Origin of the sequence: Turicibacter sp. H121 (assembly GCF_001543345.1) — a bacterium.
Taxonomy (GTDB): Bacteria; Bacillota_I; Bacilli_A; order MOL361; family Turicibacteraceae; genus Turicibacter; species Turicibacter bilis.
The window spans coordinates 321,784-333,009 of record NZ_CP013476.1 but is presented as its reverse complement, the minus strand read 5'-3'; the positions used below and the strand labels follow the sequence as shown (position 1 = coordinate 333,009).

The window sequence follows — 11,226 nt, the reverse complement described above, 5'->3', positions numbered from 1 at the left end:
CAATAAAGAAAATGATGAGTGAACCTGATCATTTAGTAGGTGATAATTTGAAAAAGGGAATTATTTTAAAAGCCTTAAGTGGGTTTTATTACGTTGAAGATTTAGAAAGTAAAGAAATGATTCAATGTCGAAGTCGAGGATTATTTCGTAAACAGAAAATTACTCCGTTAGTAGGAGATGAAGTTGAGTTTTTAGTTGAATCTGATGGAAATGGTTATGTGATGGAAATCGGCCCTCGAAAAAATGAATTAGTGCGCCCACCTATTGCTAATGTAGATTTAGCATTAGTTGTTTTTTCAGTGAAAGAACCCGACTTCAGTCCGAAGTTGTTAGATCGTTTTTTAGCTGTTATTGAAATGAATCGCATTGAACCTGTTATTGTGCTAACGAAGATGGATTTATTGAGTGAAGAAGAGAAACAATCAATTGAACCAACGATTAATTATTACCGTGAAATTGGTTATGAAGTCATTGAAACCTCATCTAAACGACAATTTGGATTAGAATCGATTAGTGATTTAATTAAAGATCGTATTGTTGTGATTTGCGGTCAATCAGGAGTAGGAAAATCGTCATTACTTAACTCAATCGATCATACATTAGATATTCAGGTTAATGAAATTTCAAAAGCACTAGGACGCGGAAAACATACAACCCGACATGTTGAATTACATAAGTTAAGCGAAGGCTTAATCGCAGATACACCAGGATTTAGTTCTTTAGATTTAGATCAATTAGAACCTATCGATTTATCACAATGCTTTATCGAATTCTATGAGCGTTCAGAGCAGTGTAAGTTCAGAGGTTGCTTGCATGAAAATGAACCTCGTTGTGCTGTCAAATCGGCTGTGGAGGCAGGAGAAATCATCCCAACCCGATATGAGAACTACTTACAGTTCTTAACAGAAATTAAAACTCGTAAACCGAAGTATTAAGACATGAAGGAGTAGGAAAGATGTTGAAAATTGCACCATCAATTTTAGCTGCTGATTTCTCAAAATTAGCAGAAGAAGTAAAATGTGTTGATTCACTAGGAGCGGATTATATTCATATTGATGTGATGGATGGTCATTTCGTCCCTAATATTACATTAGGTCCAGGGATTGTGACATGTTTACGTCCTCATACAGAGTTGCCATTTGATGTTCATTTAATGATTGAAAATCCGGATCAATATATTAAAGATTTTAAAGAGGCGGGAGCAGATATTATTACAGTTCATGTAGAGGCATGCCGTCATTTACATCGTACGTTACAATTAATTAAGCAATATGAGATGCAGTGTGGAGTCGTTTTAAATCCGCATACACCACTTGAAATGATTAAACATGTTTTACAAGAGGTAGATTGGATTTTAATTATGTCAGTTAATCCAGGATTCGGAGGTCAAATCTTTATTCCGGATTCATTAAATAAAATTGCGACATTAAATCAGTGGCGTCAAGAACAAAACTTATCTTATGTGATTGAAGTTGATGGTGGAGTTAACGAGGAAACAGCCCGCTTATGTGAAGAAGCTGGGGCAGATGTGGTAGTTGCTGGATCAGCTGTGTTTAATGCAGTAGACCGTCAATTAGCCATTCAAAAAATTAAGGGGTAATTTGAATGAAAATTGCGATTATTAGCGGAGCACCAAATGCGTGGTTAGATTTAGAACATATTAAAGCGAGCTTCGTGATTGGAGTCGATCGAGGAGCTTTAACTTTAGTAGAGCATGGAATTTGTCCGGATATCGCCATTGGAGATTTTGATTCAGTGACGGAATCTGAGTTTGCTAAAATTAAAGATTCTGCGTTGGAACTTGTTCAATTACCAAGTGAAAAAGATGAAACGGATACTGAAGTGGCTTTGAATGTAGCGATGACGAAAGAAGCAACTGATGTTCGGATTTATGGATCATTAGGTGGACGAATCGATCATAGCTTAGCTAATATTCGCTTATTACTTCAGTTTGCTAAAAAAGGCTTACCGATTACATTAGTGGATGAAAGAAATCACTTAATGGTGTTAGCCTCAGGTCAGCATGAAATCAATCATCCAGGCTTGCCCTATATTTCATTTTTTGCCTTAGAGTCAACGGTAACTAATCTAACGTTAAATCGTTTAAAATATCCATTAACGAATTATGAGTTAACACAGGATGATATTCGTTGCATTAGTAATGAGACAACTGAATCTAGCTTTTTTGTCTCGTTTGATAGTGGTTATTTATTAATGATATTTAGTCGTGATTAAGTTGTAGTCATATCTTTTTCCATGAGGACATATAGTGTACAGTAATTAATATCCTTGAATAGGGGAGCGGATAAGATGAGATTTTATACGATTAAATTACCAAAATGGATCAGTGCAATTGTTGTAGGTATTATGAACATCTTTAAAAAACATTAAAAATAGTTGTCGATTTATTCGGCAACTATTTTTTATTATTGTCTTTGTTTTAAGGACGGGGGATATCATATTAAATTAGCTTGAAAATTATTTTGTGCTCATTGAATTAGAATAACGATTGAATGATATAAAACAGTAACAGTTATTTAAAACTAATTATTTTTCAAAAAATATATTGTTTTTTTAAATAATATTAATTTATATATTAATATTATTAATTATGGAGTTGGATTTTTAGATTCGTGGAGTATAATGGTAATGTAGAGACGTAGGAATTGAAAGGAGAGAAGCTTAAAGTGTCATATCTTTATGTTTTAGAGAAAATCGAAGACGGACGTCTGACAGTTCAGCAAGCAATTAAAGAGATTGAAAAAGAATCAAAACGGCGACAAAAGCATCGTGCTAAGAAGATTAAATTATTTATTGTCGATGATGGGAAGAGAATATATTTGCCGGCAGTTTCATTTGGATTGATTAAAAGTTTTTTTAGATTATGTGCTCCTTTTATTAAGTTTGATCAAGAGGCTATTAATGGAAAGTTTAGTAAAGAAGAGATACAGACTATTTTAGTAAACTTAGAAGAAGTGCTGAAGATTATGAAGGAGTATCCACCACTTGAGTTTATTAATGTGAAGTCTAAAAATACGGTTATTAAAATTATGACAAAGTAAGGAGGGTTTAGGTGAAACAGTACGAAGTGTTGGGACATTGTCCTATTTGCTATAAACGACTTTTAGTTACACAATTGACGTGCCAAGGATGTAAAACACAAATTAATGGTCAATACACATTAAATGAATTTTGTTATTTAGATAAGGAACTATTAAATTTTGCCATAGTCTTTATTAAAAATCGTGGGAATATTAAGGAGGTTGAACGTGAACTTGGAATCTCTTATCCAACCGTTAGACGAATGCTTGATCAAACAATTCAAGGATTAGGGTTTACAACAGGACAAGAAACAATCGATAAACAAGATAGTTTATCTCAGCTTGAACGAGGGGATATCACTGTTGAGGAGGCAACTGAGTGCTTAAAACGATAAAGAGGGGGAGTTTATATGGGTGATGAGTTAGGAAAGATTTTAAAAATGATAGAAAGTGGTGTTATTACGTCAGAAGATGGTCAAGCGTTGATCAAGGTGATTGATACAGCACATCGAAAAGTTAATGAGGTGAATCAGGGGATGACGGGACGTTTTTTACACATTAATGTAGACAGCCATGACAAAGAAGAAGAAGTCATTGAAATCAATATTCCTCTTAATCTTGCAAGGTCTGTTTTAAAAATGGGATTTATTCAAAAACAAATTAAGGCGCAGACTAGAACTGGAATTGAACCGGATTTAGATGAGATGATAGATTTGCTTAATCTAGATTCCATTGGTGATTTAATAACTATTGATCGTAATTCAGTAAATGTACGAATCTGGATTGATTAATGATTTTAGCTAGAAAGGATGATTAAAATGAGTGAAGAATTAATACGAGTATTAAAAATGATAGAAAGTGGTGTCATTACATCGGAGGAAGGTCAGAAACTGATTCAAGCTATGCAAAAATCTGAACAAAAAGTGGCCCGAGTAAATTCACACCCGATAGGACGATTCTTAAGATTAGACATATTATCGACGGAAGAGGGAGAAAAAGAAACAGTTCAAATTAATTTTCCATTAAATTTAGCTAAAGCCGTTCTAAAAATGGGAATTGTTCAAAAGCAATTAAATGCTAAAGTCGGTGAAAATGTTAATCTAGATATTGAAGAAATTTTAGCACTGATTGATTCAGAGGTAATGGGAGATCTAATGACGATTGATACGAAAGATTCTAAAATTCGAATTTGGATTGACTAAAGAGAGAAGAGAGAGATGAAGTAATCATCCTTAAAATGAGAAGATAATGAGGAACTTCATCGTTATGCATCAAAAGCTATATACGAATAGGCCCATGAAAAAAATCAAAATGTGGACTAAGAAGAAGTAGAAGTTGTAAAAATGTAAATAATTTGTTTAATTGTTTACTTTCTCAACAAGAGAAAATATTTGCTTGCTATCTCTATCTTTCGCTGGTAATTCCGGTATCTCATTGCAGAAGCTGTGCAATGATAAAGGCTTAACAAATTAAAGTTGTATGTTTTTGCACCTAATGAAGTGGCCGGCCATTTGTATAAGTTTTATGTTTGAGTCAATAAAGATTGATATGAAAAATTATTTAATAACATAAAAAAGGTTACCTCCGAAGAGATAACCTTTTTTATGTTATTAATAAACGCGTTCTACTTTTCCTGATTTTAATGCGCGAGCAGAAACGTATACTTTTTTAGGTTTACCGTTAACTAAGATTTTAACTTTTTGAACGTTAGACTTCCAAGTACGTTTTGAAGCGTTCATTGCGTGTGAACGAGCGTTTCCAGTTTTAGTACGACGTCCAGTTACTGTACAAACACGAGCCATTAGTAAAAACCTCCTTACTTCACATTCTTATCTAAGACTCCTATTAATTTATCATACTTTTTGTGGATTAGCAAGTTTTTTTGAAAGAAATGCAGAGAATAGTCATGTTAAGGCAGTTTTACACCTTCTAGATGACATTTTATATTTGTCAATGTGTATAATATATAGTAAAATTGAAAGTAAGAATATAGCGATGAGGGAGGTTTGTCACATATGACAGTCCAAATTAAAAATGAATATGGTCGAATTGACATTTCAAGAGATGCCCTTTCAACAGTCATTGGAAATGCAACAACAGAATGTTATGGTGTTGTCGGGATGGCTTCAAAGAATTTAGTTAAAGATGGTTTAGCTGTTGTTTTAGGAAAAGAAAACTATAGTAAAGGTGTTACACTGCGCGCAGATGAAAATAATAAACTGATTGTAGACTTATATGTAATTGTCGGAATCGGAATTAAAGTTTCAGAAGTATGTTTTGAAATTCAGAAAAAAGTTCAATATGTGATCGAAAAAACTTTCGGAGAACATGTTAAAGAAGTTAATGTGTTTGTACAAGGAGTTAAAGGGTTAGATCGCTAGGAGGAGTATTATTCATGTCGTTGAAACAGATTAATGGTATCGTATTTAAACAAATGGTAATTAATGGAGCTAACAACTTAGCGAACAGATCTAAATATGTAGACCAGCTTAACGTATTCCCTGTTCCAGATGGTGATACAGGGACGAATATGAGTATGACGATGACGGCTGGAGCTAAAGAATTAGTTTCTTTAGAAGAAGCTTCAATTGGAAAAGTTGCAAAAGTTTTATCACGTGGTTTATTAATGGGTGCACGTGGAAACTCAGGTGTTATTTTATCACAATTATTTAGAGGATTTGCAACAGGTCTTGAGGGGAAAGACGAAGCGGATATTGAAGATATTGCTAAAGCCTTAGAAAGTGGAGTTAAAACAGCATACAAAGCTGTTATGAAGCCTATTGAAGGAACAATTTTAACCGTTGCTCGTGAATCTGCTGAAGCAGCTGGTGCAAAATATGAAACAGTTGAAACAATTGTTGATTTATATGATTTAGTAGTAAATGAAATGCAAATTTCATTAAATCGTACACCAGAATTATTACCAGTTTTAAAAGAAGTTGGTGTTGTTGATAGTGGTGGACAAGGATTACTTTATATTTTTGAAGGATTCTTAAAAGCGTTAAAAGGAGAAACAATTGTTTTAGAAGCTCAAACAGAAGCAACAGGAGAATCTGCACAAACAGCTTTATCGAGTGATGAGGTAGAATTTGGATATTGTACAGAGTTTATCATCCGTTTAGATGAAGAACGTACACCATTTAAAGAAGATGTCTTCCGTGGACGTTTAGAGAAATTAGGAAACTCAATTGTTGTGGTACAAGATGAAGATATCGTTAAAGTACATGTTCATACATTAACACCAGGTGATGCGTTAAACTTAGCACAAAAACACGGTGAATTCGTGAAGTTAAAAATTGAAAATATGACGGAACAACATAATGAAATTATTGGTCAAAATGCACCACAATCAGAACCAGCGAAACGTGAACAAGCTGAATATGGAATTATTTCAGTGGTAGCGGGAGAAGGGATTAAGCATTTATTTGAAGAGCAAGGATGCCATTATGTGATTGAAGGTGGACAAACAATGAACCCTTCAACAGAAGACTTCTTAAAAGCTATTGATGAGTTAAATGCTAAAAATATTATTATCTTACCAAACAACAGTAATATCATTATGGCAGCTAATCAAGCCGCTCAAGTAACGGAAGATGTTAATGTCGTTGTTATTCCATCAAAAACAATCCCACAAGGATACACGGCTTTAATGATGTTTAATGAACATGCATCAGTAGAAGATAATACAGAAGAGATGAATCAGGCGATTACAGAAGTGAAATCTGGACAAGTGACATATGCAGTTCGTGATACACAAATGAATGGTGTAGACATTAAAGAAAACGACTTTATCGGAATTTTAGATAAGGATATTATCGTGTCTGTTCCAGAGCGTTTCGAAAGTGCTTGTGCTTTAGTGGATAAAATGATTGATGAAGATAGTGAAATCGTCACAATCCTATACGGTGAGGGTGTCGATGAAGATGAAGCAGATGAATTAGCTGAATACATCGAAAATAAATACGATGACGTTGAAGTTACAATCTTCGACGGTCAACAACCTGTTTACTCATACATTATCTCAGTAGAATAATTTACAAAAGATGTGAGGTTTCACCTCACATCTTTTTTATGCTTTGAATGCCTAAACTGTTTATGCTAAAATATCAATTAGAGAACACTTGTTCACCAAATCATTTAAAAAATAGTTGAAAGGGTGTGATGAAATGTCACTAGCAAGTATTCCTGTTGAAAAAATAAAAGGGGTAGGTCCTTCGCTGCTTGAAAAATTACATCAATTAAAAATTGTAAGTGTGAAAGATTTACTGGAGTATTTTCCTTATCGTTATGAAAACTTTGAGTTAATTGACATTCATCGCGCCATGCATGAAGAAAAAATTACAGTTGAAGGGAAAGTTATTACAGCTTGCCAAGTTCAATACTATGGAAAAATGAAAGCACGTATGACGTTTAATGTGTTAGTGAATCATGAGGTTGTGAAAGTCGTTGTTTTTAACCGTACTTTCTTAAAAAATCAATTAAAGCTAGATACATTGATTACCGTGACAGGTAAATGGGATCTCGGACGTAAAGTGATTACTGCTACTGATATAAAAATGGGTACAGCAGATGGACGAGGGATTGAACCGGTCTATTCCCTAAAAGAAGTTCCACTTAAAACGTTCAAAAAGATTGTAAAAGAGGCCTATGATCAGTATGCGATGCAATTACGTGATGACCTCCCGCTTCAACTCAGACAACAGTATCGTCTCATTTCTTATGAAGATGCGATATTGTTTTCACACTTTCCGGAAAATAAAGAGCAAGTACGACAAGTTCAACGACGTGTTAAATATGAAGAATTATTAAAATTTCAATTGAAAATCCAATATTTACGTTATCAAACGAAAAGTGAGCGCCAAGGAGCAGAGAAGATTTTTGATGAACACCAAGTTATTGAATTTATGAATCGACTGCCATTTACGCTTACGGATGCTCAGAAAAAGGTATTAGAAGATATTAAACAAGATTTGCGTTCGGGAAGTCGCATGAATCGTTTATTACAAGGGGACGTTGGATCAGGGAAAACAGTCGTCGCGGCGATTAGTTTATTAATGGTTATGCTATCTGGGTATCAGACGGCGTTAATGGTGCCGACAGAGATTTTAGGACAACAGCATTATAAATCACTCTTAGAACTCTTTAAGCCTTATCCGGCGTTTAAAATTGAGTTTTTAAGTAGCTCGGTTAAAGGGAAACGCCGACGAGAAATTTTAGAGCAACTAGCGAGTGGTGAGATTCATTTAATTATCGGAACGCACGCCATTATCCAACAGGATGTCATCTTTAAGCAACTTGGACTTGTTATTACGGATGAACAGCACCGATTTGGGGTTAATCAGCGAAAGATGTTGCGTGAAAAAGGGGACTTTGTTGATGTTTTAATGATGACAGCAACACCTATTCCACGTACACTTGCGATTTCAGCATTTGGAGATATGGATGTCTCGATTATTAACCAATTGCCACAAGGTCGTAAACCGGTGGAAACGTTCTTGATCGATAGCTCCAAACTCGATCGTGCACTTGGATTTATTCAAGATACTATTTTAGATCAAGGGCAACAAGCTTACGTTATTACGCCACTCATTGAAGAATCGGAAGCGATGGACGTTCAAAATGCCGTTGAAGTGTATCATTTATGGCAACATCATTTTGAGGGGAAAGCAAAAGTTGGATTAATGCATGGACGTTTATCACAAGCTGAAAAAGATGCCGTCATGGAAGATTTTGTCGCGAATCGTTCGCAAATTTTAATCTCGACAACGGTGATTGAAGTTGGGGTAAACGTTCCAAATGCGAACTTAATGTTGATTTATGATGCACACCGATTTGGACTTTCACAGCTTCATCAGTTAAGAGGGCGTGTCGGTCGTGGAAGTCAGCAAGCTTATTGTTTACTCATGAGTGATATTAAAAATGAGCAGAGTTTAGAGCGTTTAAAAATTATGACAGGAACAACCGATGGATTTGAAATTGCAGAGGCGGATTTAAAACTTCGTGGACCAGGGGATTTCTTTGGTGAAAAACAATCAGGTGCGCCAGTCTTTAAAATGGCAGATCTCGTTGAAGACTATAAAATTCTAGAAGTTGCGATGCAGGATGCTTATCATCTTGTGAGTTCAGATGAGTTCCATCATAATAATGAATTCTTAGGACTTCGTGATTATATTCAAGAGACTGTTGCTAATGAAATGCACCAATTTGATTAAAATAGTATTCTTTCTGTTATGAAATAGTTTATAATGGTAATTAGTGAAATAAAATAGAAGAGATAGGTGAACAAATACATGATTAAAATCGGATTAGATGCCATGGGTGGCGATTTTGCGCCAGAACAAACTGTCTTAGGTGCCTATGCTGCTGTTGAAAAATTTGATGATATTGAAATTAGCTTATATGGAATTGAATCAGAAATTCAAAAGTTTATGAAAGAACCACATGACCGTATTAAAATTGTTCATTGTGAGCAAGTGATTCCGATGGACGTTAAAGATCCTGCGATGGCGATTCGTAAATTTAAAGATTCATCAATGGTTCGTGCGTGTAAAGATGCGAAAACAGGTGATATTGATGCCGTCGTTTCAGCTGGAGCAACAGGAGCATTAATTGCAGCGGGAACATTAGTCGTTAAACGTTTAAAAGAAGTGGAGCGTCCAGCTTTAGCACCAGTGATGCCAACGATCAAAGAAAATAAATATACTATTTTATGTGATGCGGGAGCAACAAGTGACGCTAAACCTCAATATTTATATCAAAATGCTAAAATCGCTTCTATTTATGCACGTGAAGTGATGAATATTGAAAATCCTACAGTGGCGCTTTTAAATATTGGAACTGAAGATGGAAAAGGAACTGACTTACAAAAAGAAGCATTCGCCTTAATCGCAGCGGATCCAACGATCAACTTTGTTGGGAATATGGAAGGGAAAACGATGATTGCAGGTGAAGTGGATATCATTGTAGCAGATGGCTATTCTGGAAACATCGCTTTAAAATCAGTAGAGGGAACGTCTAAATCGTTATTATCATTAATTAAAGAAGAATTAATGTCATCCACTCGAGGTAAAATTGGAGCTTTATTATTAAAGCCAGCGTTTGCCCGTATTAAAAAGCGTATGGATGCATCAGAAGTTGGTGGTGGAATTTTATTAGGAGTTTCAGCGCCAGTTATTAAAGCACATGGATCATCAGATTCAATTGCGTTAATGAATGCGATTCGTCAGGCACGCGAAACGGTATCTAAAGATGTCGTAGCAAAAATTAGTCAGGCATTAAAAGCAGAGTAATGAGTGAATGATTTCGGCGAAAATATCATCTATTTTCGTCGAAACACGTCGTCTTAGCTTGAATCACTTGTGAAATAACAGGAAAAGGGTTATAATTATTTGGTCTTTGAATGGAGGTGAAAACACATGGCGTATTTAGATCAATTAACGGAGTTTTTAAAAGAAAATAAGATCCCATTTAAACAACTTGACCGTTATTGTCAAGCATTTACACATTCATCATACGTCAATGAACATCGTCACCTAAAAATTGAGGATAATGAACGTCTTGAATATTTAGGAGATGCAGTCTTAGAGTTGACGGTATCGAATTACTTATTTAATTTAAAACCTGCGTTATCTGAAGGGGAAATGACTAAAATTCGTGCCCAATTAGTCTGTGAGCCGTCTCTAGAGTCTTACGCGCGTAATTTAAATTTAGGAAAGCTAATGTTGCTTGGTCGTGGTGAAGAAAATTCAGGTGGACGTGAACGTCCAACTGTCTTAGCGGATGCATTTGAAGCGTTTATCGGTGCGATGTATCTTGATTTAGGAATGGATACCGTGTATTCATTTGTTCATACGATTATCCATAAAGCTTATCAAAAAGGTGAAGTCACACAAGTCTTTGATTATAAAAGTACCTTGCAAGAACTTGTACAGGCTGACTCTAAAAAGGCAATCGAATATCGTATTGTCTCTGAAACAGGTCCAGCCCATAATCGTTCATTCGAGGCGATCGTTTTATTAGATGGCATCACATTAGGTCGTGGAATCGGTAAAACAAAGAAAGAGGCTGAACAACAGGCAGCTAAGGGAGCTATCGAAATTTTAGCAAAATCATGTGAGAAAAAATAATCTCATGAAGGAAGAATGCAAAACTCTATTTGTTTAAAATATGGTTTTGCTTTCTTCTT

At 35.1% G+C, this 11,226-nt stretch carries 14 protein-coding genes; 13 read left to right on the top strand and 1 reads right to left on the bottom strand.

The window, feature by feature from the left end; genetic code table 11:
* Positions 1 to 14: 14 nt before the first annotated feature.
* From rsgA to AT726_RS01435, 8 genes are all read left to right on the top strand, one after another.
* A complete protein-coding gene (gene rsgA, locus AT726_RS01465; protein ID WP_201023068.1) occupies positions 15 to 935 on the top strand; it encodes a ribosome small subunit-dependent GTPase A in 921 nt (306 codons plus the stop codon).
* Positions 936 to 955: 20 nt separating this feature from the next.
* Positions 956 to 1,600, top strand: coding sequence for a ribulose-phosphate 3-epimerase (gene rpe / locus AT726_RS01460; protein ID WP_068758875.1), 645 nt, complete (start codon positions 956 to 958; stop codon positions 1,598 to 1,600).
* Positions 1,601 to 1,605: 5 nt separating this feature from the next.
* Positions 1,606 to 2,235 carry a thiamine diphosphokinase gene (locus tag AT726_RS01455; RefSeq protein ID WP_055274827.1) on the top strand — a complete coding sequence of 210 codons (630 nt, stop codon included), beginning with the start codon at positions 1,606 to 1,608 and terminating at the stop codon, positions 2,233 to 2,235.
* A gap of 75 nt (positions 2,236 to 2,310) precedes the next feature.
* Complete coding sequence (gene spoVM / locus AT726_RS13525) at positions 2,311 to 2,391, top strand: stage V sporulation protein SpoVM (RefSeq protein ID WP_070099811.1); 81 nt, start codon at positions 2,311 to 2,313, stop codon at positions 2,389 to 2,391.
* Between the two features lie 296 nt (positions 2,392 to 2,687).
* A complete protein-coding gene (locus tag AT726_RS01450) occupies positions 2,688 to 3,062 on the top strand; it encodes a hypothetical protein (RefSeq protein ID WP_055245023.1) in 375 nt (124 codons plus the stop codon).
* A gap of 11 nt (positions 3,063 to 3,073) precedes the next feature.
* Positions 3,074 to 3,436, top strand: coding sequence for a DUF2089 domain-containing protein (locus AT726_RS01445; protein ID WP_055274829.1), 363 nt, complete (start codon positions 3,074 to 3,076; stop codon positions 3,434 to 3,436).
* Between the two features lie 15 nt (positions 3,437 to 3,451).
* Positions 3,452 to 3,832 (top strand): hypothetical protein, encoded by a 381-nt coding sequence (locus tag AT726_RS01440; protein ID WP_055245026.1) that lies wholly within the window; start codon positions 3,452 to 3,454, stop codon positions 3,830 to 3,832.
* A 27-nt stretch (positions 3,833 to 3,859) separates the two neighbouring features.
* Entirely contained in the window at positions 3,860 to 4,243 is a 384-nt protein-coding gene (locus AT726_RS01435; RefSeq protein ID WP_068758874.1) for an SHOCT-like domain-containing protein, read from the top strand.
* A gap of 408 nt (positions 4,244 to 4,651) precedes the next feature.
* On the opposite strand, the gene rpmB is transcribed toward AT726_RS01435, so the two are convergent.
* Positions 4,652 to 4,843 (bottom strand): 50S ribosomal protein L28, encoded by a 192-nt coding sequence (gene rpmB / locus AT726_RS01430; protein WP_055245030.1) that lies wholly within the window; start codon positions 4,841 to 4,843, stop codon positions 4,652 to 4,654.
* Positions 4,844 to 5,056: 213 nt separating this feature from the next.
* Here rpmB and AT726_RS01425 point away from each other — a divergent pair, with 213 nt between their 5' ends.
* The 5 genes from AT726_RS01425 (at position 5,057) to rnc (ending at position 11,167) form a co-directional block, all read left to right on the top strand.
* On the top strand, positions 5,057 to 5,422 hold the full coding sequence (locus AT726_RS01425; RefSeq protein ID WP_055245032.1) for an Asp23/Gls24 family envelope stress response protein: 366 nt from the start codon (positions 5,057 to 5,059) through the stop codon (positions 5,420 to 5,422).
* Positions 5,423 to 5,436: 14 nt separating this feature from the next.
* Positions 5,437 to 7,074, top strand: a complete 1,638-nt coding sequence (locus AT726_RS01420) for a DAK2 domain-containing protein (protein WP_068758873.1) — start codon at positions 5,437 to 5,439, stop codon at positions 7,072 to 7,074.
* A 133-nt stretch (positions 7,075 to 7,207) separates the two neighbouring features.
* Positions 7,208 to 9,253 carry an ATP-dependent DNA helicase RecG gene (gene recG / locus AT726_RS01415; protein ID WP_055245035.1) on the top strand — a complete coding sequence of 682 codons (2,046 nt, stop codon included), beginning with the start codon at positions 7,208 to 7,210 and terminating at the stop codon, positions 9,251 to 9,253.
* A gap of 78 nt (positions 9,254 to 9,331) precedes the next feature.
* A complete protein-coding gene (gene plsX / locus AT726_RS01410) occupies positions 9,332 to 10,330 on the top strand; it encodes a phosphate acyltransferase PlsX (protein WP_055245037.1) in 999 nt (332 codons plus the stop codon).
* Positions 10,331 to 10,456: 126 nt separating this feature from the next.
* Entirely contained in the window at positions 10,457 to 11,167 is a 711-nt protein-coding gene (gene rnc, locus AT726_RS01405; RefSeq protein WP_055245039.1) for a ribonuclease III, read from the top strand.
* Positions 11,168 to 11,226: the final 59 nt, after the last annotated feature.